Raw genomic sequence first — 25,835 nt, 5'->3', positions numbered from 1 at the left:
CGAGACATGATCCGCCATACCGTCGTGTTCACGCTGAAGCATCCGCTGCAATCGCTGGAGACGAAGCGCTTCCTGCACGATGCGAAGAAGATCCTGACCGGGATCAAGGGCGTCACGCATTTCGAGCAGTTGCGGCAGGTGAGCCCGAAGAACGACTACCAGTTCGGCTTCTCGATGGAATTCGCCGACCAGGCGGCCTACACGCGCTACAACGAGCACCCCGACCATGTCGCCTTCGTGCGCGACCGCTGGGTGCCCGAGGTCGAGAAGTTCATGGAGATCGACTACGTGCCGTTGGGTTTCGGCTGAACGACAGCGCTGACATCGAGACTAGCGCCTCCCGTGACATCGTCATGCCAGGGCGGAGCGTAGCGGAGACCCTGGAATGCCGTGACTCTGCCGAAGGTGCAGCGGAGCAGAATTCTGGACCGTCGCAGCGCGTCGAAGTCACGGAATGGATCCTCGGGTCTGCGCGCGTCGCTTCGCTCCTTGCTCCGCCCGTGGATGACGAAGCTCGAAAGCCTCTGCCAATCCCCGAGGGGTAGTCGTGCCCTTTGAGCCCTCAGCTTACGGACCGAAGACCGTTCAGTCCGCTACCTTCCACTGCTCGCGCGAGGCGCTGGCCGGATAGACGCCGAGGATGCGCATTTCGCGCGAGAAGAAGCGCAGCTCGTCCAGCGCCAGCTTGACCAGCGGATCGTCCGGGTGGCCCTCGATGTCGGCGTAGAACAGCGTCGCGGTGAAGGCGCCGAGCTGGTAGCTCTCCAACTTGGTCATATTGATGCCGTTGGTGGCGAAGCCGCCCATGGCCTTGTAGAGCGCGGCCGGCACGTTGCGGACACGGAAGATGAAGGTGGTCATCATCTTGGCGTCCGGCGCGGGGCGCTCCACCCATTGCTTATTCTTGGTCAGCACGACGAAGCGGGTGACGTTGGAATCGGTGTCCTCGACATTCTTCTCAATGATGTCGAGCCCATAGAGCTCAGCGGCTAAAGCCGGCGCCAGCGCGGCCATGGTGCGGTCCTTCACCTCCGACACCATCTTGGCCGAACCCGCCGTGTCGCCGGCGACCACCGGCTTCCAGCCGTTCTTGCGGATATATTTGCGGCACTGGCCGAGCGCGTGGATATGGCTGTGGACGGTCCTGATCTCTTCGCGCTTCACGCCCGGCAGCACCATGAGCTGGAAATGGATCGGCAGGAAATATTCGCCGACGATGTGCAGCTTCGATTCAGGCAAGAGGTGGTGGATGTCGGCGACGCGCCCGGCGATCGTGTTCTCGATCGGGATCATGGCGAGCTCGGCCTTGCCGGTCTCGACCGCGTTGAAGGCGTCCTCGAAGGTCGGGCACGGCAACGGCTCCATCGACGGGAACATGTTGCGGCAGGCCGTGTCTGAATTGGCGCCGGGCTCGCCCTGGAAGGAAATTCTGTTGGTCTTGTCAGCCATGCCGATATCTCAATTTGAAAGGATCTGTCTTGCCCGCTCGAGATCATGCGGCGTATCGACGCCGAGCGGCAGCGATTTGACGATCTCGGCGTCGATGCGCATGCCGGCTTCCAGCGCGCGCAGCTGCTCCAGCCGCTCGCGACGCTCCAGCGGCGACGGCTTCAGCGCGACGAAACGTTCCAGCGCGGCGCGCCGATAGGCATAGAGGCCGATGTGGTGGTAGAGCGGCCCCTCGCCCCAGGGCGCGGTGGCGCGGGTGAAGTAGAGCGCTTTCAGCCGTGTCGACGACAGCGGCGAGCCGACGATCTTGACGACATTGGGGTTGGTCTTCTCCTCGTCGCGCACGATCTCGACGCCGAGCGTGGCGATGTCGACCGATTTGTCCTCAAACGGCCGCAGCGACGCGCCGATGATTTCGGGGGCGATGGTCGGCAGATCGCCCTGGACGTTGACGATCGTTTGCACCCGCTTTTCGGGGTCGAGGGCCGTCAGCGCCTCGAAGATGCGGTCGGAGCCCGATTCGTGATCCGCGCGGGTCATGACAGCCTCGAAACCATGCGCCCGCACTGCCTGTGCGACCGCTTCCGTGTCGGTCGCCACCACCACGCGGCCAAGCCCGGCCTCGGCTCCGCGCCGGGCGACATGGACGATCATCGGTACGCCCGCAATGTCGGCCAGCGGCTTGCCCGGCAGGCGCGTCGAGGCCATGCGGGCGGGGATCAGGATCAAGGTCGACATCGGATTTCAGGGCAGCCGAAAAAAGCGGATGGAAAAGTGGCAAAAGGTCTCACTGGAAGCGCCCTTATAGGTGTTGCAACGCCAGAGCAAAAGACCTAGTTTCCGCGCGGTTTGACTGGCCTTTCAGGGCAGTTCGCGATACCGACGGACGGAGTGGACGGGACGGTCCGCCGGAAAAGGGAGCAAGGGGCGTATGGATTCCAACGAAGTCAACAAGCTGCTCGGCGGATTTCTTGGAACCTGCTTCATCGTCTTTTCCATAGGCCTCGTCTCGGACGGGCTGTTCGCCTCGCCGACGCCCGAAAAGCCCGGCTTCGCCATCGAAGCGCAGGAACCGGCCGAAGGCGGTCCGGCTGCTCCCGCGGCGGAAGCCAAACCGATCGCCGACCTGCTCGCCACCGCCAATGCCGAGGCGGGCGCCGCGATCTTCAAGAAATGCCAGGCCTGCCATTCCGGCGAAAAAGGCGGTCCGAACAAGGTCGGTCCGGACCTTTGGGACATCGTCGACCGCCCCGTCGCCGAGCATGAAGGCTTCGCCTATTCGGCCGGCATGAAGGATTTCTCCAAGGGCGGCCAGGAGCACTGGACGTACGACAATCTCAACCACTTCATCACCTCGCCGAAGAAGTTCGTGAAGGGCACGGCGATGGGCTTCGCCGGCCTGCCGAAGGATGAAGACCGCGCCAATGTGATCGCCTATCTGCGCACGCTGTCGGACAATCCGAAGCCGCTGCCGCAGCCGGGTGCTTCGGCGGAAGCCAAGCCGGCGGAAGGTGCCGCACCCGCGAAGCCCGCCGAAGGCGCCGCGCCGGCCAAGCCGGCCGAGGGAACCGCTCCGGCCAAGCCCGCCGCGCCCGCTCAATAAACAATTTGTCATAGAGACTTCCTTGGAAAAGCCGGGTTCATCCCGGCTTTTTTGTTAGGAAAGCTGCATGGATCGCGACAAAGGCGGCACTTGCGGTTTCCACCCGCGTCAAATGATCTAGATTGCGGGTGGGCAGAGCAATTCCACGAAAGCGGGAACCGGGTTTCCGTCCGGAATTGCGTCGAAACAAAGCGATAGAGCGGTTGTCGTTTCCGGGAAACGATGAACCGCTCTGGAGTTCGCGACGAGGAGAACGCATGAAGGTTGGCCGCTTCCGCACGCTTTTCGCATCGGCATTCGCGCTTGCCTTCGCCGCCAGCCTGCAGGCCGGCTTCGCCGACGAATGGCGCACGACATCGTCGCTGATCGGACCTTCAAAATACGGCGACAATTTCCAGCATTACGACTACGTCAATCCGAATGCGCCGAAGGGCGGCACCTACAATGCCGTCGCTATAGGGACCTTCGACAGCTTCAATCCCTTCATAGTGCAAGGGTCACCCGCTGCTGGCTTCGCCGATTTTGGTGGCAGCCTGCTTTACGACACGCTGATGGAACAGGCTACTGATGAAGGCAGTGTGAGCCACCCCCTGATCGCAGACGCCTTCAAGTATCCTGCCGATTTTTCCTCAGCCACCTACCGACTCGATCCTCGTGCAAAATGGCATGACGGCAAGCCGATCACCGTCGACGACGTGGTCTGGTCATTCCAGGTGCTGAAGGCCAACAGCCCCAGATACAATCGCTATTTCGAGAACGTGACCGAGGCGGTCGCGGTCTCGGACCGCGAGGTCGAGTTCCATTTCAACCAGAAGGGCAACCGCGAGCTGCCCAAGATCCTCGGCGATCTCGTCGTCTTGCCGAAGCACTGGTGGGAAGGCACGGACGCCAGCGGCAAGAAGCGCGACATCACAAGGCCGACGCTCGAGCCGCCACTGGGCTCCGCGGCCTACAAGATCGCCAGCTTCAAGCCAGGCTCGGAAATCGTCTGGCAGCGCGTGCCGGACTATTGGGGCGCCAAGCTGCCGGTCAAGATCGGGCGCGAGAATTTCGACACCCAGCGCTTTACCTACATCCTCGATGACAACGCTGCCTGGCAGGCCTTCACCAAGGGGGGGCTCGACGACATCCACCGCGAAATGAGTTCGCGCAAATGGGCAACGGCCTATGACTTTCCGGCCTTCAAGGGCGGCGACGTGATCAAGAAGACCTTCGAAAGCGAACATGCGCAGCCCATGCAGGGCTTCGTGTTCAACCAGCGGCGAGCACTTTTCCAAGATCGTCGGGTGCGTGAGGCGCTGACCCAGCCCTTCGATTTCGAGACGATGAACAGGACGCTGTTTTTTGGCTTCAACACCAGAACGTCGAGCTATTTCCAAGGCACCGAACTGGCGTCGAGCGGCCTGCCGCAAGGCAAGGAACTGGAAATCCTGGAAAAATATCGCGACAAGCTGCCGCCCGAATTGTTCACTCAGGAGTTCAAGCTACCTGTCTATGACTCACCGCAAGCGGAGCGGAAACATCTTAAGCGGGCCGTTGATCTCCTTGCTCAGGCCGGCTGGCAGATCAAGGGCGGCAAGATGATCAACACAAAGTCCGGCGAGCCGCTTAAGTTCGAGATACTCGGTTCGAACGACACCGACCAAGTCATCTCCAGCCCTTACATCGCTAACCTCCGCAAAATAGGGATCGACGCGACCCTACGCATCATCGACCAGACCCAGTACATCAACCGGATCAACCACTTCGACTTCGATATGGTAACGACGGTGCTTCAGCAATCTGAATCGCCCGGCAACGAGCAACGCGAATTCTGGAGTTCGAAGGCAGCAGACGCCCCAGGCTCGCGTAACCTGATGGGCATTAAGGACCCGGTCGTAGACGCCCTGATAGATCGGATCGTTTTTGCCGGCGACCGCGCCGATCTTATCGCCGCCACCCACGCCCTTGACCGGGTGCTCTTGTGGAACTTCTACGTCCTGCCGCAGTACCATCGCACCGCTGTCTGGTACGCCTACTGGAATAAATTCGGCATGCCGGATAAGCAGCCCAGCTACCGCGGCGCCGATATCGATTCCTGGTGGATCGACACGGCCAAGGAAAAGGCGCTGGCCGCCAGGTACAAAGGCCTCAATTGATGGAGCGGCGGACTTTGCTTCCTCGCCGCGACTTCCTGGCGCTCGGCGCCGCGGCCACGGCCGCCGCGTTGCTGCCCGGCCGCGCCTTTGCCGGTACCCCGACCGGCATCAGGCTGCATGGCCTGTCGGCCTTCGGCGATCTGAAATACAAGCCTGACTTCACGCATTTCGACTATGTCAATGTCGATGCGCCGCAAGGCGGCACCTTCAACTTCTCGCCGCCCAACTGGGGCGCCAACCAGAGCCCGCAGACCTTCAACACGCTGAATTCGTTCGTCCCCAAGGGCGATTCCCCGCAGCGCATGGAAATGTGCTTCGATTCCTTGATGGTGCGGGCGCTTGACGAGCCGGATGCGGCCTATGGATTGATCGCCGAGAGTGTCACGATCTCCGACGACCGCAACACCTTCACCTTCTCGCTGCGCCCGCAGGCGCGCTTCCATGACGGCACGCCGCTCACCGCCGACGATGTTGCCTTCACCTTCAAGCTGCTGAAAGACCAAGGGCATCCAGACTATGCGCTGTCCCTGACGCATCTGGATGACGCGGTGGCGAAGGACACCCACACGGTCGAGCTCAAATTCTCCGGCAAGCAGTCGGCCCGCACCATCCTCAACGTCGTCGGATTCCCTATCCTTTCGAAGGCCTTCTTTACGGCCAACCCGTTCGATTCCTCGCAGCTCAATCCGCCGCTCGGCTCAAGCGCCTACAAGGTCGGCCGCTGGTCGGCGGGCGCCTGGATCGAATATGAGCGGGTGGCCGACTATTGGGGCAACGACCTGCCGGTCAATCGCGGCCTGAACAATTTCGGGCGCATCCGCATCGAATTCTACCAGGATCGAACGGCCGGGTTCGAGGCCTTCAAGAAGGGCGAGATCCTCTACCGCGAGGAATTCACGTCGCGCGTCTGGGCGACGGCTTACGATTTTCCGGCCTTTACCGCCGGCAAGGTGATCAAGCATGAGTTCCCGGCTGAAACGGTGCCCTCGATGCAGGCCACCGCGGTCAACCAGCGGCGTGAGCAGTTCAAGGATCCACGCGTGCGGCAAGCGATCGCGCTCTGCTTCGATTTCGAATGGACACGGCGCAACTTCTTTTATGGTTCCTATGAGCGCTCGCAATCCTGCTTCGAAAAATCCGACTTCCGTGCCGCGGGCATGCCAACGCCGCAGGAACTGGCGCTGCTTGAGCCGCTGCGCGACCAGCTGCCGGCGGAGACATTCGGCGAAGCGGTGACGCAACCTCCGTCGGACGGGTCCGGGCGAGACCGCAAGCAACTGAGCGCGGCACTGAAATTGCTCGCTCAGGCCGGGTGGAGACGCTCCGGTGATTTCGTGGTCAATGACAAGGGCGGGCGGCTGGCAGCCGAATTCCTGGTCGACGACGAGACCTTCGTGCAGGTCTATTCGCCCTGGGTCGCCAACATGAAGGCCATCGGCATCGATGCCTCGATCCGCCTGGTGGATTCGGCGCAGTACCAGCTCAGGCAATCGACATTCGATTTCGACCTGCTCTCGGCCGCCTTCAATTTCAGCGCCACGCCGACCCGCGACGATCTGGAAATTTTCTTCCACTCGCGAAGCGCCGCCGTATCGGGCTCGCGCAACCTGTCGGGCGTTGCAAGCCCGGCAGTCGATGCGCTGATCGATGCCGTCGGCGCCGCCAAGGATCGTGAAAGCCTGACCACCGCCATGCGAGCGTTGGACCGGGCCTTGCGCGCGCGGCGCGATTGGATTCCAAGTTGGTATCTGGCGAATCACCGAAGCGCCTATTGGGACATGTTCGGCTTTCCCGAACAGAAACCTGATTTCGGCTTTCCGGTCGAGGCGCTGTGGTGGTTCGACAAGGGCAAGGCGGCAAAGATTGGCAAAGCCTGACATCACTGTTCGCGCGGGGCCCGTCGCCTGATGGGCGCCTATATCCTGCGCCGCATTCTTCTGATGATCCCGACGCTGTTCGGCATCATGGCGATCTCCTTCGCGGTCATCCAGTTCGCCCCGGGCGGGCCGGTCGAACAGGTGATCGCCCGGCTGACCAACCAGGGCGGCAACGACCGCCTCGGCAGCGGTGGCGGCGACGCCGGCGGCGGCAATTTCGACGTGGCCGGTGATGTCGGCTCGAAATATCGCGGCGCGCAGGGGCTCGATCCCGAATTCATCAAGAAGCTGGAAAAGCAGTTCGGCTTCGACAAGCCGCCGCTCGAGCGCTTCGGCATGATGCTGTGGAACTATATCCGCTTCGATTTCGGCGACAGCTATTTCCGCGATATCTCGGTGCTGAACCTGATCCTGGAGAAGATGCCCGTCTCCATCTCCATCGGCCTCTGGATCACGCTTTTATCCTACCTGATCTCGATCCCGCTCGGCATCCGCAAGGCGGTGAAGGACGGCTCGACCTTCGACGTGTGGACCAGCGGCGTCGTCATCGTCGGCTATGCCATTCCAGGCTTCCTGTTCGGCATCATGCTCATGGTGCTGTTCGCAGGCGGTTCGTTCTGGGACTGGTTTCCGCTGCGCGGCATCGTTTCGGACAATTGGGATCAGCTCTCCTGGCCGGGCAAGATCGCCGATTACTTCTGGCACATGACGCTGCCGCTGACGGCGCTCGTGCTCTCGGCTTTCGCGACGACCACCCTGCTCACCAAGAACTCCTTCCTCGAAGAAATCCGCAAGCAATATGTGGTGACGGCGCGCGCCAAGGGGCTGTCGGAGCACAAGGTGCTCTACGGCCACGTGTTCCGCAACGCCATGCTGATCGTCATCGCCGGTTTTCCCGGCGCCTTTATCTCGGCCTTCTTCACCGGCTCGCTGCTGATCGAGAACATCTTCTCGCTCGACGGCCTCGGCCTGCTCGGCTTCAAGTCAGTGATCGACCGCGACTATCCGGTGGTGTTCGCCACCCTCTACATCTTCTCGCTGCTTGGCCTGTTCGTCGGCCTTCTGTCCGACCTGATCTACACCTGGGTCGATCCGCGCATCGACTTCGAGCGGAGAGACATCTGATGGCCGAGGCGGCGATCGAAAGCGCGCCGGCGCGGCCTCGCAGGCCATTTCTGTCGCCGCTCAACCAGCGGCGGCTGCAGAATTTCAAAGCCAACCGGCGCGGCTACTGGTCGCTCTGGATCTTCCTGTTCCTGTTCGTGCTGTCGCTGTTCTCAGAGCTGATCGCCAACGACAAGCCGATCGTCGCCTCCTACAAGGGCGAGATCCTGTTTCCGGTCCTGGTCGCCTATCCGGAGGAGAAGTTCGGCGGTTTCTACGCCGTCACCGACTATCGCGATCCGGTGATCCAGGACGAGATCAACTCCAATGGCTGGATGATCTGGCCGCCGGTCCGTTATTCCTATCAGACGGTCAACAACGCCATTCCGGAACCGGCGCCGGCAAAGCCGTCCTGGCTTTACGACAAGAAGACGCGCTGCAGCCAGTATCCGCAAGGCGAGGCCGACGCCAACTGCACCGTCGGCAACTGGAACTGGCTGGGCACGGACGACCAGGCCCGCGACGTGCTGGCGCGGGTGCTCTATGGCTTCCGCATCTCGGTTCTGTTCGGCCTGATCCTGACGCTCGGCTCGTCGCTGATCGGCGTCGCGGCCGGCGCGGTGCAAGGCTATTTCGGCGGCTGGACCGACCTTCTCTTCCAGCGTTTCATCGAGATCTGGTCGGCGATCCCGGTTCTCTATCTGCTGCTCATCATCTCGGCCATCCTGCCGCCCGGCTTCTTCATCCTGCTCGGCCTGATGCTGCTGTTTTCATGGGTGGCGCTGGTCGGCGTGGTGCGGGCCGAATTCCTGCGCGCGCGCAACTTCGAATATGTCAACGCGGCGCGCGCGCTGGGCGTGCCGAACCTCACCATCATGTTCCGCCACCTGTTGCCGAATGCCATGGTGGCGACGTTGACCTTCCTGCCCTTCCTGCTCTCGGGCTCGATCTCGACGCTGACCTCGCTCGACTATCTTGGCTTCGGCCTGCCGCCGGGCTCGGCCTCGCTCGGCGAATTGCTGAAACAGGCGCAGCGCAACCTCAACGCCCCCTGGCTCGGCATCTCCGGCTTCATCGTGATCTCGCTGATGCTGTCCCTGCTGGTCTTCATCGGCGAGGCGACGCGTGACGCCTTCGATCCGCGCAAGACGTTCAAATGAGCCAAGCCCTGCTTTCCGTCCAGGACCTGAGCGTCGCCTTCGCGCAAGGCGGCAACCAGGCGATCGCCGTCGATCACATCTCATTCGACATCGCCAAGGGCGAGACGCTGGCCCTGGTGGGCGAATCCGGCTCGGGTAAATCGGTCTCGGCGCTGTCGGTGCTGAAGCTCCTGCCCTATCCCGCCGCCAGCCATCCGTCGGGCAGGATCCTGTTCAGTGGGGCCAACCTGCTCGCCATGGACGAGAAGGCGTTGCGCGGCGTGCGCGGCAACAAGATCACCATGATCTTCCAGGAGCCGATGACCTCGCTCAACCCGCTGCACACGATCGAGCAGCAGATCGTCGAGGTGCTGCAATTGCATCAGGGCCTGCGTGACCAAGCCGCGCGCACCCGCACGCTGGAACTGCTCACCGAAGTCGGCATCCGCGATCCGCAGAAACGCCTCGACGCCTATCCGCACCAGCTCTCCGGCGGCCAGCGCCAGCGCGTCATGATCGCCATGGCTCTGGCCAACGAGCCGGAGCTTCTGATCGCCGACGAGCCGACGACCGCGCTCGACGTCACCGTGCAGGCGCAGATCCTGGAATTGCTGGCGGAGCTCAAAGCCCGCAAGGGCATGTCGCTGCTGTTCATCACGCATGATCTCGGCATCGTGCGCAGGATCGCCGACCGCGTCTGCGTCATGACCAAGGGCAAGATCGTGGAGAGCGGCCCGACCAGAGAAATCTTCGCCAATCCGCGACATGACTATACAAAGCATCTGCTCGCGGCCGAGCCGAAGGGCAAGCCGCCCACAACCGACCCGGGCGCCAAATCCGTCATGACCGGCAAGGACATCAAGGTCTGGTTCCCGATCAAGAAGGGCTTCTTCCGGACCACGGTCGACCATGTGAAGGCCGTGGACGGCATCGACGTCACAGTGCGGGCCGGCCAGACCCTTGGCGTCGTCGGCGAATCCGGCTCGGGCAAGACGACGCTGGGGCTGGCGCTCGCGCGGATGATCTCCTCGACCGGTACGATCAATTTCAACGGACGCGACATCAACCAGCTGTCCTTCGGCGCCATGCGGCCGCTGCGGCGCGAATTGCAGATCGTCTTCCAGGATCCGTTCGGATCGCTCAGCCCGCGCCTGTCGGTCTCGGAGATCATCGAGGAAGGACTGAAGATCCACGAGCCGAAGCTCTCGGCCGACCAGCGCGACGACAAGGTGGTCGCCGTGCTGAAGGAGGTCGGCCTCGATCCCGAAACGCGCCACCGCTATCCGCATGAATTCTCCGGCGGCCAACGCCAGCGCGTCGCCATCGCCCGCGCCATGGTGCTCAACCCGCGCTTCGTCATGCTCGACGAGCCGACCTCCGCGCTCGACATGAGCGTGCAGGCGCAGGTGGTCGACCTTTTGCGCAGCCTGCAGGCCAAGCACAATCTCGCTTACCTCTTCATCAGCCACGACCTCAAGGTCGTCCGCGCCCTTGCCAATGATGTCATCGTCATGCGCAATGGCCGGATCGTCGAGGCGGGACCTTCCGAGCAGATTTTCAGCAGCCCGCAAACCGATTATACGCGGGCGCTGATGGCGGCGGCCTTCAAGATCGAGACCGCGCCGACCGGCGTGGTCAGCGAGTAGCCGGATCCGCACCGGCGAAACAGGGAAGAAAAATCCGAGAATGGAAAAAGGCAAAATCCTGCTTGCCCTCACGGGCATCCACCCGCAGCGCTGGCACGAGCTGCTGTCGGCCGAGCGCGAGGTCGTGCTGGAGCCGAACGGCGCCGACGATCCTTCGATCACCTATGCGGTGGTGTGGAAGCAGAAGCCCAACCTTCTCAAGTCGCTGCCCAATCTGCGCGCCATCTTCTCGATCGGCGCCGGCGTCGACCACATCTTTGCCGATCCAGGCCTGCCCGACGTGCCGATCGTCAAGATCGCCGCCGACAATCTTACCCAGCACATGGTCGAATATGTCGTCTGGCGCGTGCTCGACCACCATCGGCAGGCCTCGCTTTACCGGGCCCAGCAGCAAAAGAAGATCTGGCACGAGCCGCCGCAACGGGTGGCGGGCGACGTCTCCGTCGGCATCATGGGGCTTGGCAGTCTTGGCCGCGCCGCGGCTTCGGCGTTGTTGTCGCTCGGCTTCGCCGTCAACGGATGGTCGCGCAGCGAGCGGGGGATGAAGGGCGTTTCGACCTATGCCGGCGAGGCGGGGCTGATCCCCTTCCTCAATGCCACTGACATCCTGGTTGTGCTCTTGCCGCTCACGCCGCAGACCCAGGGCATCGTCAATTACGGACTGCTCAAGGAACTGCGCCGGCGCAACGGGCTCGGCGGCGCCGTGCTGATCAATGCCGGGCGCGGACGGCTGCAGAAGGACGCCGACATTTTGCGCGCGCTGGACGACGGCACGCTGAAGGAAGCGAGCCTCGACGTGTTCGAGGTCGAACCGCTGCCGAAGACCAGCCCGCTGTGGAGCCATCCGAAAGTGTTCGTCACGCCGCATGCGGCGGCGACGTCGGACCCGGCGCATCTGGTGCCGATCATGCTTCGCCAGATTGCCGCCTTCGAGCGCGGCGAGAAGCTCGAGAACCTGGTTGACCGCGAGGCGGGGTATTAATCGGGAGTCAGACCCCAGTCGCGGAAGCGCTGCTTGATCGCCCGCAGCGAAGACAGCTGCAGCTTCGGCAGATCGAGCGCGTCGAACATCGCCCGGTATTTCCTGCGGTTTCGCGGCGTGATGACGGCGATGTGGTGGATCATGTCCCATTTGATGCTGTCGCGCCCGCCTTCCAGAGCACCGAGCCTGTCCTTCTCGAACAGCGTTCGCCTTAAATAGCGCAGAAGACTCGCGGCCGTGGAGATATCCAGCAGAATCAAGCCTGTCGCCCGCCGAAGTCGCTGCGGCATGCAAACCGAATAGTTCCCGTCCGTCACCCAGCGCTCGCCGGCTATCGCGGCATCGTGCAGGGCAATGAATTCGGCCCTCGGGCGCTGCTCCCAATCCGTATTGGGCAGATGAAAGAGCTGATCGAGGTGAACGGGTTCCAGGCCGCGCTTGCGCGCTATCGCGTCGGCAAGGGTGGACTTGCCGCTATTGGACGGGCCCAGGATGCAGATGCGGTCGCCGAGGTCTGAGAGGTTCATCGGGCGGTCTTTCAAGCGCGGTCAAACGCTCGTCGGTCCAGCCGAGCGTCAAACGGAATATCGAATCGAACGCTCAGGAAGGTTTCGAGCCGGGCAGCCCAAGCGTCTCCTTCTTCTTCGGCTTGCCGCAGTCGCGGCGTTCGATCGAGCGGTTCATGGCGTCGATCTCGCCGCTCGCCTTGTTGCTGGCGCGCTGCGCCTTGGAGCGCATATCCGGCATGAACGGGCCGAAGCCCATGGCCGGATTGGAGAAGCCCGGCTTGGCAGTGACGGGCAGATTGTTCTGCCGCGCCAGCTGATTGCGCTGCGCCAGCAACTGGTCGCAAGGCACATCGTCATATTGCAATGAGGATTGGACATCCTCGTCCTGACGCTCGGCCATCGACGTGCCGCCGACACAGCCGGAGACCGTCAGGCAAGACGCCAACGCAACCATGGTCCAGCGCATGGATATCTCCCTAGGGCAATTCCAGGAAAAGTGCCTCGTGGTTTTCCGTCCGGAATTGCGCAAAAACAAAGACTCGGTATCCGCCCCGCGCAACCGGGACCATGCCATTCGGGCTTTTTCGCAGCAAGGTCGACCTCATGCCGTTGCCGGATTCCCCAGCTCGGCGGCTGCAGCGGGAAACCCAGCCACAATGGCCAGGCCCTCGACCGGATCCCGCCGGTCGTGCCGGATAACCGTGCTTTCCAGCGACAGGACCGCAAGGCCGTTTGCCGCGAGCAATAGCCGCGCATAGGCCTCGGAATGGGCATAACGCCGCGACGGCAAAAGGGCGAAATCGCCGTCGCCCGCAAGCGTCTCGAGCGAAAAGGCGAACAGGCCGCCATCGGCAAGCATGTTCGCGACCGCACCGACAATGCGTTCGAGCGCGCCCAGATAGATGAACACGTCGGCCGCGACCACGAGGTCGGCCTTGGCGCCTGTGTAAGAGAAATGCTGGAGGTCGGCCTTGGCCAGCCGGTCGTAGATGCCCTTGGCCTTCGCCTTCCTCAGCATGCCGGCCGAGATGTCGTAGCCCTCCAGCCGGTCGGCGAACGGGCGCAGCCTCTCGCCCATCAGGCCGGTGCCGCAGCCGAAGTCGAGGGCCAGCCGGAACCGGCCGGGCCGTGCCTTGCTTATGGCGCGCCAGAGAAAATCCGGCAGCCCATAACCGAGCTTCCCGACAAGCGAGTCCTCGAAACTGTCGGCGTAGTGATCGAACAAGGTCTCGACAAAGGCGCTGGGCGGCGCCTCGGCGGCGGGCGCCTTGCCGATCAGTTGAAGCTTCAGCGCGGCGCCAAGGCGGTCCGCGGGCTCGAGCTTCAGCGCCATGGCCCAGGCCTGCGCGGCTTGGTCGAGCAGGCCTGCCGCCTCCTGCATCTCGCCGAGGCGAAACCAGCCCGCCGCCCATTGCGGCGCCAGCTCCAGCGCGCCAAGCAGAAGCTCGGCCGCCTGCGCCAGCTCGCCCGAGGCGAGCAGCGTCTCGGCGAAATCGGCGCGACGATCGGCGTTCAAATCGCCCGAGGAGGCCTGGAGCGGTTTCATCTTTTGAAAAATCCCACCGGCGAGGCGGAGCCGGCAAGGGGCTGTAGGACGAGTCAGCAGTCTCTTGCAACAGGCTTCCCGAGGCAAATTTAGCCACTATGTTCAAAGCCATGCGCGCCAGCGACCTGCTCAAGCCCCGGCCGGAGGGCCTCTACTGCCCGCCCGGCGATTTCTTCATCGATCCGGTACGGCCGGTCGGGCGGGCGCTGATCACGCATGGCCATTCCGACCATGCGCGCTCCGGCCACCGCTCGGTGCTGGCCACGCAAGAGACGCTCGACATCATGGGGCTGCGTTATGGCGAGGATTTCGCCGGAACCACGCAGGCGGCCGCTTTCGGCCAGACAATCGACATCAACGGCGTCGCCGTGACCTTCCATCCGGCGGGGCATGTGTTGGGCTCGGCGCAGATCTGCGTCCAGCATGCGGGCATGCGCATCGTCGCCTCCGGCGACTACAAGCGTCAGAAGGACGCCACCTGCCTGCCATTCGAGCCTATCCGATGCGATGTCTTCATCACCGAAGCAACCTTCGGCCTGCCGGTGTTTCGCCATCCGCCGGACCAGGACGAGATCGCGCGTGTGCTCAAATCGGCGGCGCAATTTCCCGAACGCTCGCATCTGATCGGCGCCTATGCGCTCGGCAAGGCGCAGCGCGTGATGCGGCTGTTGCGCGACGCCGGCTACGACAGGCCGATCTATATCCATGGCGCGCTGGCGAAGCTCAGCGAATATTATCAGAGCCAAGGCATCGATCTCGGCAAGCTCGAGCCGGGGACGGTGGAAAGCCGCGGCAAGGCCGACTTCGCCGGCGCGATCGTCGTCGGCCCGCCGTCGGCCTTCGCCGACCGCTGGGCGCGGCGTTTTCCCGACCCGATCTCCTGCTTCGCCTCGGGCTGGATGCGCATCCGCCAGCGCGCCAAGCAAGGCGGCGTCGAGCTGCCGCTGATCATTTCCGACCATGCCGATTGGGACGAGCTGATCATCACGATCAGGGAAACCGGCGCGGAGGAAATCTGGGTCACGCATGGCCGCGAGGAGGCGCTGGTGCGCTGGTGCGAGCTGGAGGGCATCGCGGCGCGGCCGCTGCATCTCGTAGGGTATGAGGATGAGGGCGATTGATGGCGATTCTTGATGCGGGAATTGGCAACGCCGCGATCCTTCACACCCCCCTCTGGCCTGCCGGCCATCTCCCCCGCAAGGGGGGAGATCGGATGTCGCGACGGCCTTCGCCAATCATCGACGTTGCAGGATGGGCGGCAAGGCCGAAACTGCCAATCTCCCCCCTTGCGGGGGAGATGTCCGGCAGGACAGAGGGGGGTGCCTCGCGCCGGCCTTCGTCATTGGCGTGCCGCCCATGAACCGCTTCGCCGAGCTCCTCGACCGTCTCGTGCTGACGCCGTCGCGCAACGGCAAGCTGACGCTGCTGACCGACTATTTCCGCAGCGTCGAGGATCCCGATCGCGGTCTGGCGCTCGCCGCCATCACCGGCGATCTCTCGATCGCGGCGGTGAAGCCGGCGATGCTGCGCGCGCTGGTGGTCGAGCGCATGGACCCGGTGCTGTTCGGCTATTCCTACGACTATGTCGGCGATCTCGCCGAGACGGTGTCGCTGGTCTGGCCGCAACCACAAGGGCACATCCCCAATCATGTGCCGACGCTTGCCGAGGTGGTAGCCAGACTGCAGGCGGCAAGCCGCTCCGACGGGCCGAAGGTTCTGTCACGGCTGCTCGACGACGCCAGCATCTCAGCGCGCTTCGCCATCATCAAGCTGGTCACCGGGGGCTTGCGCATCGGCGTGTCGGCGCGGCTCGCCAAGCAGGCGCTGGCCGACCTTGGCCAAGTCGACGTCGCTGAGATCGAGGAGCTCTGGCATGGGCTGGCGCCGCCTTACACCGAGCTGTTCGCTTGGCTCGAGGGCCGGGCGGAAAAGCCAACGAGCGCCGCGCTGGCGCTGTTCCGTCCGGTGATGCTGTCCAATGCCGTCGACGACAGCGACCTCGAAAAGCTCGACCCGGCCGATTATGCGGCGGAATGGAAGTGGGACGGTATACGCGTGCAGGCGGTGTGCGAAGGCGGTGTGCGCCGGCTTTATTCGCGCACCGGCGACGACGTGTCCGGCGCCTTCCCGGACCTTGCCGCCGCCATGAATTTCGAGGCGGCGCTCGACGGCGAATTGCTGGTCGGCGACCCGCGTGAGGCGACCGGAACGTTCTCCGACCTGCAGCAGCGGCTGAACCGCAAGAGCGTGTCGCCAAAGATCCAGCAGCAATATCCGGCCTTCATGCGCTGCTACGACGCGCTGCAGATCGACGGCGAGGACCTGCGCGCGCTGCCCTTCGCCGAGCGCCGCAAGCGACTCGAGGCTTTCGTCAAAACCCTCGACCCGAGCCGTTTCGATCTCTCGCCGCTGGTCGCGTTTTCCGACTGGGAGATGCTGGAGCGGCTGCGCCAGGCGCCACCGCATCCGATCATCGAAGGGGTGATGCTGAAGCGCTGGGATTCGCCCTATCTCGCCGGCCGGCCGAAGGGCCCGTGGTTCAAGTGGAAGCGCGACCCGCACACCATCGACGCGGTGCTGATGTATGCGCAGCGCGGTCATGGCAAGCGTTCCAGCTTCTATTCCGACTACACATTCGGCGTCTGGTCCGGTCCGGAGGGCTCAGAAGAGCTGGTGCCGGTCGGCAAGGCCTATTTCGGCTTCACCGACGAGGAGCTGAGAGAAATCGACAAATATGTGCGCGATAACACGATCGAGCGTTTCGGGCCCGTGCGCTCGGTGCGCGCCGACCGCAGGAACGGCCTGGTGCTGGAGGTGGCGTTCGAAGGCCTCAACCGCTCGACCCGCCACAAATCGGGCGTCGCGATGCGCTTTCCCCGCATCTCACGGCTGCGTTGGGACAAGCCGGCGGCGGAGGCCGACCGAATCGAGACGCTGCAGGCATTGCTGGATCGTTAATAGACCAGCGCCGGCGCTTCACCCCACCCGTCACTTCGCACCGACCTTCCCCATCAAAAAAGGGAGGCAGGGGGTGGCGCGACCTTCTACCTCCCCTTGATGGGGAGGTCGCGCCGAAGGCGCGGGTGGGGTGCAGCGCCTGCGTTGGCGGATAGAGCGGCGCGATCACTGCGCTATCGAGACGCGTATCTCGTAGATATCCACCGACTTGCCCTTCTGGTCGAAATCGGAATTGACGGCGATCGTGCCGGCGGCGCCCGGATGCTTGTTCGGGAACTGCACGTCGAACAGATATTCGTTGCGCTCGTGGCCGACCGCGTAGCGCTTGCGGCCGCAATCGCCGAGATCGCCGAAATTGCAGTCGATCGAGATCTGCGTCTCCTTGCCTTCTTCCGAACGCGCGACGATGTCGAACATGGCATGCTTGCCCGCAAGCTTCTCCAGCACGCCCTGACCGACATCGAAGGCGATGGCCGAACCGGACGCGCCCGAGCGGATGCGCAGGAACTGGCCGGTGTCGTCCTTCATCACCTCGGCGGCGGCGTCGGACGGCGCGCTGACATGGGTCGGGTCGGCGGGCGAGAAGACGTTGATCCAGTTCTTCGACTGGTCGGCTTCGCCCGGTTTCTGCGGCGAGCCTGGCTCGGTCGGCTGCGAGGAGTCCTCGTCGTCCAGCGCCGGCGCCGGCTCCGGCGGGCCGGTGTTGAGCTCGGCCGCCGTCTTGAAGACACCGGTCTGCTTGGCGAAGTAGAGGCCGATGCCGGCGGCCGCGAGCAATGTCGCGACGACGAAGATCGCGGTGAGCGGCAAGCGCCGGCCCCTGATGCGCCGCTCGTCACGGTCGGGCGCGACCTGCGCGCCGTTGCCGACGGGAGCACCCGGCGAATCATCGAGCGAGGGCGCATCGGGAAGCGCTGTCTCATCCGGCATGATGTCGGGCACGCGCGGCAGCACACGCGCACGCGGCCGGTCCGAAGCATCGGGCTGGACCGGGCCGTCGACGGTGATCGAGGGCGAGGGCGCGGTTTGCGACGGCGGCAGCGGCGCGTCGACAGACGGCGCGGCCGATTCGGACGGCGCTTCGACGCGGGGGTCCGGTGCGCCATTGCCGGTGGGCGCTACGTTTTCCGGCGGCAGCGTCACCTCTGGCACGGCCGGCAGGAACTCCGATTCGATCTCGGTGATCTTGGCCTGGACTGCCTTGCGGCGACCGATGGCGGCCTCAACCGTGACGTTCGGATTGGCCTGCAGGACGCGGTCGAGCGCGGCAAAAGCGGATCGATAGACCCTCTCGCGGAACGCCCGGTCCTCGGCATTGCCTTTCTCGAAGGCATTGCGGATCGCTTTCTCGATGGGGTCCAAGCGAGCTCCCTCTGCGCGTTCGCTCCCGGTTGTCTGGTCGTCGGCCGCAGACGACCAATCGATCAACGGCGAGCGGCCGCCTTGCCGGCCAAAGCCATTTCGGCATTTTTTGTTGAAGAATCAACATTTTTCGTCACCGCGGCTGCAGCCGCGCCGGCCAGCCGGATGCGAAGGACCGCTTACCCGCACGCCGCCGCGGGCCGCGCCGGCGCCCGTCGCGCGGTAACCGTAGATCGGAATTGCCGCCGGCGAGGCCGGAATTCACCGCTGCCCATCTTGAATTAGCGAGCGGTTGAGTCTATCACCCAGCCCATTCTGGAAGCTCAGCGCTTCCCGGGCCGCTTTAGCTCAGTTGGTAGAGCACATCATTCGTAATGATGGGGTCGCGTGTTCGAGTCACGCAAGCGGCACCAAAATTCCAATAACTTAGCCGATCGCCTCGCCGGATTTGTACAGAAACCGCACAGAAACACCTGATGCCGAAGGCTGTAGACCTGAGCGACCGCGAACTTCACCGTCTGATCAGCTAACTTTCTCCCTGCTCGCCTAGACCGTGCTTCGGAATTTCCTTTAGCCCTAACATTTGTAGGCGCGACCAGTTCGGCCGTGTGCACATGATAGGGCGCTCGGTCCTGGCGGGGCCGAGCCCAACCACCTTCACCCGCTGGCTTCGGCCGGCGGGTTTTTTCATTCTGTTACAGCTCGGCGACAACCGTCTGGGCATTCCAGTCAATGGACTTCGGTCGTATGTACTTTAAGACTGTGGCCCGAGTGCGGAACAAATACCACAAAGTTCTCTTTTCTTCCGTGTGAGAACTCAAGAAAAGGAGAAAAGCCATGTCTGACGGCCCTACAGTCGTAAACTCTGGTGGTGGCGGAACAGCCGTTGCGATAATCCTTGGCATCATCGCAGTTGTTGCCCTACTATTCTTCACGGGGGTGATAAACATAAATGGGGGCGGAGGTAAGGATGTGAACGTTAGCGTGAACACGCCCAAGGTTGAGGCGCCGTCCGCACCGTCCGTCTCCAAGCCCGCCGCTCCCGCCAAACCGGCACCGGCACCTGCTAACGGGGGCTAGGGCGGATCTTCCTCACAGGCTCCGGCGAAATGCTGGGCCTGTGAGGTCCAGCGGTTCACGTCCCGCGATTCGCCGGTCCCCGCCATCTCTGCCCAGGCGCATTAGCGGAGGCCGAGCGCTTGAGCGGTCTGCCGTGAACCATGGGCCATCGGCGGATGACAAAAAGTCACCGGCGCAGGCAACCTGCCCCAACGGAATAAGGGGCTATATCTTTGGTCCTTTCGGACCAATGCGTTCGGCAGGATGGACCTCGGTCGATTGTGGGCTGGCGGGCAAATCAGACAGTCTCGCGATCGCACCGGCTGATAACCCCAAGCCCCCCGCCCTATCGGTCGGTGCATGCCCGGCTTGCGGATCTCAAAATCCTAACCACAAAAGCGAGCCGGGCTTCCATCCGCGTGCCCGTGCCGTGACGCAATCTGCCGGAAATGCAATGAGGAGTTGGACGGTCTATCACGTCGGTTTCAGAGCAGGGGGCAGCAGACAGCTTCTAACTGAAATCGGAAGCGTTGAAGCAGACAATCTTTTGGCGGCGGTGATGAAGGCACAGGCATTGTGGCCCGATGAAAGGTCCATGACCGTCCGCCCGGCCACAGAAGACAGCCAATCGGCACAGCCGCCGGCCCCACGGCGCGACACCGATTGAACCCAAGGAGCGACCGGGTCGCTCGCTTCGGCTCCAAAGCCTCGACATGATCTGGCCACGCCCACGGTGCTACCTGGCGTGTTTCACAAGCGGCATCATTCTCACGCCTTCCCCCTGCACCACGTGATCGGCGCATCTCGGCCATTGTCGGGAACAGCTGTTGGTGGGAAACTCCCTTTGTCAGCATGGGAGGTCGAAATGCCCAATAGTTTCAAGACCGGAGACGTCGTCAGGCTGAAGTCCGGAGGCCCCGAAATGACTGTCAGCGACGGGGCGGCTTCCGGCACGTATCTGTGCCACTGGTTCAACCGCGAGGGCGACGTCTGGACGCCGCAACATGCAGGTTTCAAGCAGGACCAGTTGGTGGCGGTCGACCAGCCGAGATAGCCGTCGCCTCCTGTGCTTAGCAATCCTTCGATCCGGCTGCGCCGGATCCGGTAGGTTGGTGTCCGGTCGAAAAAGACCGACGGATTTTGCTCTGTCTCGCGTTCAACGGCTGAAGCGTGGCCGCCAATGGCCGCGCCCAACCGGAGACGAGAGCATGATCCGCCCCACCATATTCGTCGTTGCCCTTGGCCTGCAGACCGCGGCCGCGGTCGCCCAGACAACGACGCCGCCCCCTGCCCCGGCCCAGACGGCGCCGAGCAGCCCGGCTCCGGCCGCCAAGTCTGACCAACCCAAATCCGGCCTGACGCTGGAAAAGTTCGAGGCGCGCCGGGAAAGGGCGTTCATGCGGGCCGACACAGACAATGACGGCAAGGTCAGCCTCGCCGAATGGACCGCTTTCCAGACCGCGCGCAAGGCCAAGGGCGATCCGGCCAAATCCTTCGCGCGCATCGACGCCAACAAGGACGGTTTCGTCGACAGGGGCGAGCTCGACGCCTTTCTCGCCGAGCGCTTCGCCAGGCTCGACAAGAATAGCGACGGCGTGCTCGGCGCCGACGAGAGGCCGGGCCATAAAACCGCTCCCAATCAGGAGCAATGACCAAGAGGCTATGCCGCACGATGACAGCCGCGAGCGCCCGACGTGATGGGCGCCGATCCGGACGAGGAACTGGTACGCCGCATCGGCACCGGCGACACCGCCGCGGTGCAGGTGATGGTGGCGCGCAAGCTGCCGCGCATCCTGGCCCTGGCCGCCAGGATGCTTGGCGACCCGGCGGAAGCAGAGGACGTCGCCCAGGAGACTTTCGTGCGCATCTGGCGCCATGCCTCGGGCTGGCGCCAGGGGCACGCACGCTTCGACACCTGGGTCCACCGCGTCGCGCTCAACCTCTGCTACGACCGGCTGCGGCGCCGGCGCGAATGGACGACGGACGAGCTGCCGGAGGTGGCCGATGAAACGCCGCTTCCCGATGCAATGCCTGACGACGACGAGCGCAGGGTCAACCAAGCACTGCAGCGCATCGCGCCGCGCCAACGCGAGGCGATCGTGCTGGTCTATTATCAGGAGCTGTCCAACATCGAGGCCGCCAGCGCCATGCAAGTCAGCGTCGATGCGCTGGAAAGCCTGCTCGCGCGCGGCCGGCGCGCTTTGCAGGCCATGCTCATTGGAGACGATGGCAATGACTGAGACAGCAAAGGCATTGCCGGCGTTGCGGGCAAGGACGTGGGGGGCCACGTCGGAACGGCGGAAGGGGGAACGGGATGGCTGAGAAGAGAACGGAAGGCCCGATAGATGCCAAGCGCTTCGCCGCGCTGGCGGATGCCTATGGCAGCGCCTTGCACCGCTGGCCGCCGGCCGATCAGGCGGCCGCGATGCTGTTTGCCGACACCAACGAGGGCCGCGCTATCCTGGCGCGCGCCGGCAGGCTCGACGCCATGCTCGACCGACATCGGGTCGACGCACCCAGCCCGGCGCTCCATCGCACCATTGTCGTCCGGGCAGCGGCCGAGGTCAGGCAGAGCCGCCGCCGACGGTTCTGGTGGCTGGGCTTCGGGCTTGCGGGTGTCGGCCTGGCCGGCGCCGTGGCCGGGCTGGCGCTGGTGGCCGTCGTCAGCCCGGATATGCAGCCCGACCATTATGTGATGGATGCCAATGCGACGTCGTTCGGCGATGCCGGCCCCGACGCCGATCCTTACGAGGAAAACCTATGAGCCCCCGTCTTGTCGCGGCATCGCTGGTGCTGAATGTTTTTCTGATCGGCGCGGTGGCCGGCGGCGCCGGCTGGCTGATCGGCAAGTCCAATCCGGGCTATTCGCTGGAATCGGCTGGCGGTAGGTTGCCTGCCGCCGACCGCAAGGTCTTCCGCCAAGCGTTGCGCGACGTTCGCCGGCAGTCGCGCGACGTGATCCTCGACGGCCAAGCCGCGCGGCGTGAGGCGGCAAACCTTCTGCAACAGCCGGCTCTCGACACCAACGCGCTTGCCGCCGCCCTGGAGCGCGCGCGCAATGCCGATGTCACCGTGCGCACCCGGATCGAGCAACGCATCATCGAATTCGCCGCATCGGGCTCGCCGGAGGACCGCCGGCTGCTGGCGGACGCCTTGTTGCGACGCGCCGGCCGGCAGCCGCCGCCTGCAAAAAAATCGCCATAGGCGGCGACGGAAACGGCGAGCACGCCCCGTTCAAGGGAAGAGGGACAGGCCTGCGACCGCCTTTGGCGGCGGCAGGTTCTCTTCAACCTCGAAACTCTCGGGAGTATCGCATGAACAGTCTGGCAAAATATTCGATCGCGGCTGCGCTCGCCCTCGGCGGAACGGCCGCCGCAAGCGCCGCCTCAGCGATGCCGATCGCACCTGTTGCGCCGGCGCCCGCAATGATAGAGCACGTCGCCTGGGGCTGCGGTCCAGGCTGGCATCCCAACCACTGGGGCCGCTGCGTGCCCAATCGCCGCGTGATCTATCCTGGCTATTACTACTGGGGCGGACCGCGCGTCTATATCGGCCCCGTCTGGCATCCCTACCATCGCTGGCACCACTGGCGCCGCTGGTAACAACCCTTCGCGATGCCGGTGCTGTGGCCGTCATCGTGAGGATCCCCGATGATCCATGAAACCGACGGCTTCAACGGAGGCTTCGTTGGCCGCACCGTTTGCAAATTCCGTCTCGCCGGACCCCGCCCTGGTGGCGCTCAACCGCTTCGGCCTCGGCGCGAAACCCGGCGACGAGTTTGGCAAGATCGCCGCCGATCCGCGCGGCTACCTCGAGGCCGAGCTCAAGCAGCAGGACATCGCGCTCATTTCCCCCGACGACCCACGGAATGCCGGGCTGCTGGACAGCACCGCGGCGATCCAGGCCAGCATGGCGGCAGCCATGGAGCGCAAGGCGGCGCGGGCCGAGAGGGCGGCGGCTGTCATGCAGCCGATGGCGGCGGATGATCCAGCCGGCCCGGCCGTGGCAAAAGCCAAACCCGCGGTGCCGCGTGTCGAGGCCGATATCTATCGCGACGAGGCGCAGGCCCGGTTCGACAAGGCGCTCACTGCGACGCCTGGCTTCGTGGAGCGCCTGGTCGGCTTCTGGTCGAACCATTTCTGCGTCTCCGTCGCCAAAGCGCCGGTCGTGCGGGCCTGCGCCGGCGCCTTCGAGCGCGAGGCGATCCGGCCCTTCGTGCTCGGCCGCTTCGCCGATATGCTTTTGGCCGTCGAGCACCATCCGGCCATGCTGTTCTATCTCGACAACCGGCAGTCCATCGGCCCCGATTCCCGCGCCGGCAAGCGGCGCGGACGCGGCCTCAACGAGAACCTCGCCCGCGAGATCCTGGAATTGCACACGATGGGCGTCGACAGCGGCTATGCCCAGGCCGACGTCACCAGTTTCGCGAACATGCTGACCGGCTGGACGATGGCCGGCCGCGAGGGGCGGCTGGGCGAGCCGGGAAGCTTCGTCTTCAACGCCAATGCGCATCAGCCGGGCAAGGCGGTGCTGCTCGGCAAGACCTATCCCGATGGCGGCATGGGCCAGGCGGAGGCCGCGCTCAACGACATTGCCCGTCACCCGGCCACCGCGCGGCACATCGCCACCAAGCTTGCCCGCCATTTCATCGCGGACGATCCACCGCCGGCGGCGATCGCCCGCCTGGCCACGATCTTCACCAAGACCGACGGCGACCTGCGCGCGATCGCGTTGACGCTGGTCGACATGCCGGAAGCCTGGTCGACGCCGCTCACGAAGCTGCGCTCGCCGTTGGACTATGTCGTGGCGCTGCGGCGGGCGGTCGGCGCTACCGCCGGCAACGAACCGCAACGATCGCTTCGCTGGCTGAGCGTGCTCGGCGAACCGCTGTGGCGACCGCCGGGGCCGAACGGCTTTCCCGACCGGACGGACGCATGGGTTTCCGCCGAGGGCCTCAAGACGCGGCTGGACATTGCGTGGCAGGCGGCGAAGCAGGCGGACGATATCGGCGATCCCGACGAGATGCTCGCGTCGCTGATCGGCACATCCGTCTCGGCCGAGACGCGGCAGGCGATTTCGCGCGCGGAGTCCAGGCAGCAAGGCCTGGCGCTGCTGCTGATGGCGCCGGAATTCCAGCGCCGGTAACAGTGATGGAGATGCGGCCATGAGCCTTCTTTGCGGAACCCCCAGCCTCTCCCGGCGCGCGGTGCTGATGACCGGCGGCGCGCTGTTTGCCTGGGCCTATCTGCCGCGCTTCGCGCGCGCAGCCGACAAGCGCGACCCGCGCCTGATCGTCGTCGTGCTGCGCGGCGCGCTGGACGGGCTGTCGACCGTCGGGCCGGTTGGCGATCCAAACTATGCCGGCCTGCATGGCGACATCGCGCTTTCGCTCTCAGGCGCCAACCCGGCATTGCCGCTTGACGGTTTCTTCGCCGTCAACCCGGCAATGCCGGTGTTTGCGCGCCTGTTCAAGGCGGGCCAGGCGGCGGTCGTGCACGCGGCCGCGACCGGCTACCGCGACCGCTCGCATTTCGATGGCCAGGACGTGCTGGAAAGCGGCCTGCCGGGCCCCGGCAACGCCACCACCGGCTGGCTCAACCGGGCTTTAGCCAGCCTGCCGGCGGGCGAGCGCGTGGCGAGGCTCGGCGGGCTGGCGGTCGGGCCGTCGACGCCGCTGGTGATCCGTGGCGCCGCGCCCGTGCTCGGCTGGGCACCGCAGGCGCTGCCGACGCCCGGCGATGCGCTGGCGGAGCGTGTGCTCGATCTCTACAACCATCGCGATCCGGTGCTGGCGGCCGCGCTTCAGAAAGGGCTCGACGCCGACCGCATGGCGCTGGGCGACCAGCTCGACGGCACGACGATGAAGCCTAAGGGCGGCCTCGACAACGCCGCCGGCATGCGGCAATCGGCGCAAGGCGCGGCGCGGCTGATGGCCGCCGACGACGGGCCGCGCATCGCGGCGCTCGCCTTCGACGGCTGGGACACCCATGTCAACGAAGGCGGCGCCACAGGGCGGCTCGCCAATCTGCTCGGCGGCTTGGACGGCGCCTTCGAGGAGTTGGAGAAAGGGCTCGGCGAGCGTTGGCAGGACACGGCGGTCGTCGCCATCACCGAGTTCGGCCGCACGGCGCGCATCAACGGCACTGTCGGCACCGACCATGGCACCGGCACGGTGGTGCTGCTCGCCGGCGGCGCGGTCAAGGGCGGCCGCGTCATCGCCGACTGGCCGGGACTGAAGCCGGCGCAGCTCTATGAACAGCGCGACCTGGCGCCAACCAGCGATGTGCGTGCGGTGCTGAAGGGGCTTCTGGCCGACCAGTTCGGGCTGTCGGCGGCAGTGCTTTGCGACAAGGTGTTTCCGGAGTCGGCGGCGGTGAAGCCGATGCGGGATCTGGTGGCGTGAGCCGTGAGTTTGCCGGTCAGCGATAGGCTGGCGGCGCCAGTCAGTTCGTCATCCACGGGC

General features: G+C 64.5%; 24 protein-coding genes and 1 tRNA gene. 19 read left to right on the top strand and 6 right to left on the bottom strand.

Going from position 1 to position 25,835, the window contains the following annotated elements:
* The first annotated feature begins 6 nt into the window (after positions 1–6).
* Entirely contained in the window at positions 7–309 is a 303-nt protein-coding gene (locus LB526_RS23065) for a Dabb family protein (protein WP_140843772.1), read from the top strand.
* A 276-nt stretch (positions 310–585) separates the two neighbouring features.
* Here LB526_RS23065 and LB526_RS23060 read toward each other — a convergent pair whose 3' ends face one another.
* On the bottom strand, positions 586–1,449 hold the full coding sequence (locus LB526_RS23060) for a prephenate dehydratase (protein ID WP_224629938.1): 864 nt from the start codon (positions 1,447–1,449) through the stop codon (positions 586–588).
* Between the two features lie 9 nt (positions 1,450–1,458).
* Entirely contained in the window at positions 1,459–2,187 is a 729-nt protein-coding gene (locus LB526_RS23055) for a 3-deoxy-manno-octulosonate cytidylyltransferase (protein ID WP_224629937.1), read from the bottom strand.
* A gap of 193 nt (positions 2,188–2,380) precedes the next feature.
* On the opposite strand from LB526_RS23055, the gene LB526_RS23050 reads away from it, so the two are divergent.
* The 7 genes from LB526_RS23050 to LB526_RS23020 all read left to right on the top strand — a co-directional run bounded on the left by LB526_RS23050 (position 2,381) and on the right by LB526_RS23020 (position 11,938).
* Positions 2,381–3,052 carry a c-type cytochrome gene (locus LB526_RS23050; protein WP_224526766.1) on the top strand — a complete coding sequence of 224 codons (672 nt, stop codon included), beginning with the start codon at positions 2,381–2,383 and terminating at the stop codon, positions 3,050–3,052.
* Between the two features lie 257 nt (positions 3,053–3,309).
* Entirely contained in the window at positions 3,310–5,190 is a 1,881-nt protein-coding gene (locus LB526_RS23045; protein ID WP_224526768.1) for an extracellular solute-binding protein, read from the top strand.
* Positions 5,190–7,067 carry an extracellular solute-binding protein gene (locus LB526_RS23040; protein WP_224629936.1) on the top strand — a complete coding sequence of 626 codons (1,878 nt, stop codon included), beginning with the start codon at positions 5,190–5,192 and terminating at the stop codon, positions 7,065–7,067. The genes LB526_RS23045 and LB526_RS23040 overlap by 1 nt, the downstream gene beginning before the upstream one ends.
* Before the next feature lie 30 nt (positions 7,068–7,097).
* Positions 7,098–8,192: a microcin C ABC transporter permease YejB gene (locus LB526_RS23035; protein WP_140545611.1), complete on the top strand. Its 1,095-nt coding sequence runs from the start codon at positions 7,098–7,100 to the stop codon at positions 8,190–8,192.
* Positions 8,192–9,331, top strand: coding sequence for an ABC transporter permease (locus LB526_RS23030; RefSeq protein ID WP_224602820.1), 1,140 nt, complete (start codon positions 8,192–8,194; stop codon positions 9,329–9,331). Before LB526_RS23035 ends, LB526_RS23030 begins: the two co-directional genes overlap by 1 nt.
* Positions 9,328–10,956 (top strand): ABC transporter ATP-binding protein, encoded by a 1,629-nt coding sequence (locus LB526_RS23025; RefSeq protein ID WP_224629935.1) that lies wholly within the window; start codon positions 9,328–9,330, stop codon positions 10,954–10,956. Before LB526_RS23030 ends, LB526_RS23025 begins: the two co-directional genes overlap by 4 nt.
* A gap of 40 nt (positions 10,957–10,996) precedes the next feature.
* Complete coding sequence (locus tag LB526_RS23020) at positions 10,997–11,938, top strand: 2-hydroxyacid dehydrogenase (RefSeq protein WP_224629934.1); 942 nt, start codon at positions 10,997–10,999, stop codon at positions 11,936–11,938.
* On the opposite strand, the gene LB526_RS23015 is transcribed toward LB526_RS23020, so the two are convergent.
* The 3 genes from LB526_RS23015 to LB526_RS23005 form a co-directional block, all read right to left on the bottom strand.
* Complete coding sequence (locus LB526_RS23015; protein WP_224629959.1) at positions 11,935–12,465, bottom strand: AAA family ATPase; 531 nt, start codon at positions 12,463–12,465, stop codon at positions 11,935–11,937. The genes LB526_RS23020 and LB526_RS23015 overlap by 4 nt on opposite strands.
* 73 nt (positions 12,466–12,538) lie before the next feature.
* The gene (locus LB526_RS23010) at positions 12,539–12,913 is read right to left on the bottom strand and encodes a hypothetical protein (protein WP_140843790.1); all 375 of its coding nucleotides are present in this window, start codon (positions 12,911–12,913) and stop codon (positions 12,539–12,541) included.
* Positions 12,914–13,048: 135 nt separating this feature from the next.
* Complete coding sequence (locus LB526_RS23005; protein ID WP_224629933.1) at positions 13,049–13,993, bottom strand: class I SAM-dependent DNA methyltransferase; 945 nt, start codon at positions 13,991–13,993, stop codon at positions 13,049–13,051.
* Positions 13,994–14,103: 110 nt separating this feature from the next.
* On the opposite strand from LB526_RS23005, the gene LB526_RS23000 reads away from it, so the two are divergent.
* Both LB526_RS23000 and LB526_RS22995 read left to right on the top strand, forming a co-directional pair.
* Positions 14,104–15,114 (top strand): ligase-associated DNA damage response exonuclease, encoded by a 1,011-nt coding sequence (locus tag LB526_RS23000; RefSeq protein WP_224629958.1) that lies wholly within the window; start codon positions 14,104–14,106, stop codon positions 15,112–15,114.
* A 235-nt stretch (positions 15,115–15,349) separates the two neighbouring features.
* Positions 15,350–16,951, top strand: coding sequence for a cisplatin damage response ATP-dependent DNA ligase (locus LB526_RS22995; RefSeq protein WP_224629932.1), 1,602 nt, complete (start codon positions 15,350–15,352; stop codon positions 16,949–16,951).
* A 165-nt stretch (positions 16,952–17,116) separates the two neighbouring features.
* Here the strand turns inward: LB526_RS22995 and LB526_RS22990 are convergent, their stop codons facing one another.
* Positions 17,117–18,313: a hypothetical protein gene (locus tag LB526_RS22990; protein ID WP_224629931.1), complete on the bottom strand. Its 1,197-nt coding sequence runs from the start codon at positions 18,311–18,313 to the stop codon at positions 17,117–17,119.
* A 337-nt stretch (positions 18,314–18,650) separates the two neighbouring features.
* On the opposite strand from LB526_RS22990, the gene LB526_RS22985 reads away from it, so the two are divergent.
* From LB526_RS22985 to LB526_RS22945, 9 genes are all read left to right on the top strand, one after another.
* Positions 18,651–18,726: transfer RNA gene (locus tag LB526_RS22985), tRNA-Thr, on the top strand.
* Between the two features lie 1,511 nt (positions 18,727–20,237).
* On the top strand, positions 20,238–20,426 hold the full coding sequence (locus LB526_RS22980; protein WP_095766010.1) for a YodC family protein: 189 nt from the start codon (positions 20,238–20,240) through the stop codon (positions 20,424–20,426).
* A 154-nt stretch (positions 20,427–20,580) separates the two neighbouring features.
* Positions 20,581–21,024 carry an EF-hand domain-containing protein gene (locus tag LB526_RS22975; protein WP_224629930.1) on the top strand — a complete coding sequence of 148 codons (444 nt, stop codon included), beginning with the start codon at positions 20,581–20,583 and terminating at the stop codon, positions 21,022–21,024.
* 45 nt (positions 21,025–21,069) lie between these two features.
* Positions 21,070–21,612 (top strand): RNA polymerase sigma factor, encoded by a 543-nt coding sequence (locus tag LB526_RS22970; RefSeq protein WP_224629929.1) that lies wholly within the window; start codon positions 21,070–21,072, stop codon positions 21,610–21,612.
* 74 nt (positions 21,613–21,686) lie between these two features.
* Positions 21,687–22,136, top strand: a complete 450-nt coding sequence (locus LB526_RS22965; RefSeq protein WP_224629928.1) for a hypothetical protein — start codon at positions 21,687–21,689, stop codon at positions 22,134–22,136.
* On the top strand, positions 22,133–22,576 hold the full coding sequence (locus LB526_RS22960) for a periplasmic heavy metal sensor (RefSeq protein ID WP_224629927.1): 444 nt from the start codon (positions 22,133–22,135) through the stop codon (positions 22,574–22,576). The genes LB526_RS22965 and LB526_RS22960 overlap by 4 nt, the downstream gene beginning before the upstream one ends.
* 110 nt (positions 22,577–22,686) lie before the next feature.
* Entirely contained in the window at positions 22,687–22,974 is a 288-nt protein-coding gene (locus tag LB526_RS22955; RefSeq protein ID WP_095766014.1) for a GCG_CRPN prefix-to-repeats domain-containing protein, read from the top strand.
* A gap of 55 nt (positions 22,975–23,029) precedes the next feature.
* Positions 23,030–24,517 (top strand): DUF1800 family protein, encoded by a 1,488-nt coding sequence (locus tag LB526_RS22950; RefSeq protein ID WP_224629926.1) that lies wholly within the window; start codon positions 23,030–23,032, stop codon positions 24,515–24,517.
* A gap of 19 nt (positions 24,518–24,536) precedes the next feature.
* Positions 24,537–25,775, top strand: coding sequence for a DUF1501 domain-containing protein (locus LB526_RS22945; RefSeq protein WP_224629925.1), 1,239 nt, complete (start codon positions 24,537–24,539; stop codon positions 25,773–25,775).
* Positions 25,776–25,835: the final 60 nt, after the last annotated feature.

The organism is Mesorhizobium sp. CA6, assembly GCF_020165035.1.
Classification (GTDB): domain Bacteria; phylum Pseudomonadota; class Alphaproteobacteria; order Rhizobiales; family Rhizobiaceae; genus Mesorhizobium.
The sequence above is the reverse complement of the archived record's forward strand: the minus strand, read 5'-3'. Positions and strand labels throughout refer to the sequence as shown.

Excerpts from the sequence above, each read along its gene's own strand:
- LB526_RS22975 (WP_224629930.1), top strand. The coding sequence starts at position 20,581 with ATGATCCGCCCCACCATATTCGTCGTTGCCCTTGGCCTGCAGACCGCG.
- LB526_RS23030 (WP_224602820.1), top strand. The coding sequence starts at position 8,192 with ATGGCCGAGGCGGCGATCGAAAGCGCGCCGGCGCGGCCTCGCAGGCCA.
- LB526_RS22945 (WP_224629925.1), top strand. The coding sequence starts at position 24,537 with ATGAGCCTTCTTTGCGGAACCCCCAGCCTCTCCCGGCGCGCGGTGCTG.
- LB526_RS22955 (WP_095766014.1), top strand. The coding sequence starts at position 22,687 with ATGAACAGTCTGGCAAAATATTCGATCGCGGCTGCGCTCGCCCTCGGC.
- LB526_RS22950 (WP_224629926.1), top strand. The coding sequence starts at position 23,030 with ATGAAACCGACGGCTTCAACGGAGGCTTCGTTGGCCGCACCGTTTGCA.
- LB526_RS23035 (WP_140545611.1), top strand. The coding sequence starts at position 7,098 with ATGGGCGCCTATATCCTGCGCCGCATTCTTCTGATGATCCCGACGCTG.
- LB526_RS23050 (WP_224526766.1), top strand. The coding sequence starts at position 2,381 with ATGGATTCCAACGAAGTCAACAAGCTGCTCGGCGGATTTCTTGGAACC.
- LB526_RS23045 (WP_224526768.1), top strand. The coding sequence starts at position 3,310 with ATGAAGGTTGGCCGCTTCCGCACGCTTTTCGCATCGGCATTCGCGCTT.
- LB526_RS23025 (WP_224629935.1), top strand. The coding sequence starts at position 9,328 with ATGAGCCAAGCCCTGCTTTCCGTCCAGGACCTGAGCGTCGCCTTCGCG.
- LB526_RS23040 (WP_224629936.1), top strand. The coding sequence starts at position 5,190 with ATGGAGCGGCGGACTTTGCTTCCTCGCCGCGACTTCCTGGCGCTCGGC.
- LB526_RS23055 (WP_224629937.1), bottom strand. The coding sequence starts at position 2,187 with ATGTCGACCTTGATCCTGATCCCCGCCCGCATGGCCTCGACGCGCCTG.
- LB526_RS22965 (WP_224629928.1), top strand. The coding sequence starts at position 21,687 with ATGGCTGAGAAGAGAACGGAAGGCCCGATAGATGCCAAGCGCTTCGCC.
- LB526_RS22980 (WP_095766010.1), top strand. The coding sequence starts at position 20,238 with ATGCCCAATAGTTTCAAGACCGGAGACGTCGTCAGGCTGAAGTCCGGA.
- LB526_RS23015 (WP_224629959.1), bottom strand. The coding sequence starts at position 12,465 with ATGAACCTCTCAGACCTCGGCGACCGCATCTGCATCCTGGGCCCGTCC.
- LB526_RS23060 (WP_224629938.1), bottom strand. The coding sequence starts at position 1,449 with ATGGCTGACAAGACCAACAGAATTTCCTTCCAGGGCGAGCCCGGCGCC.
- LB526_RS22970 (WP_224629929.1), top strand. The coding sequence starts at position 21,070 with ATGGGCGCCGATCCGGACGAGGAACTGGTACGCCGCATCGGCACCGGC.
- LB526_RS23020 (WP_224629934.1), top strand. The coding sequence starts at position 10,997 with ATGGAAAAAGGCAAAATCCTGCTTGCCCTCACGGGCATCCACCCGCAG.
- LB526_RS22960 (WP_224629927.1), top strand. The coding sequence starts at position 22,133 with ATGAGCCCCCGTCTTGTCGCGGCATCGCTGGTGCTGAATGTTTTTCTG.
- LB526_RS23000 (WP_224629958.1), top strand. The coding sequence starts at position 14,104 with ATGCGCGCCAGCGACCTGCTCAAGCCCCGGCCGGAGGGCCTCTACTGC.
- LB526_RS22995 (WP_224629932.1), top strand. The coding sequence starts at position 15,350 with ATGAACCGCTTCGCCGAGCTCCTCGACCGTCTCGTGCTGACGCCGTCG.
- LB526_RS23010 (WP_140843790.1), bottom strand. The coding sequence starts at position 12,913 with ATGCGCTGGACCATGGTTGCGTTGGCGTCTTGCCTGACGGTCTCCGGC.
- LB526_RS23065 (WP_140843772.1), top strand. The coding sequence starts at position 7 with ATGATCCGCCATACCGTCGTGTTCACGCTGAAGCATCCGCTGCAATCG.
- LB526_RS23005 (WP_224629933.1), bottom strand. The coding sequence starts at position 13,993 with ATGAAACCGCTCCAGGCCTCCTCGGGCGATTTGAACGCCGATCGTCGC.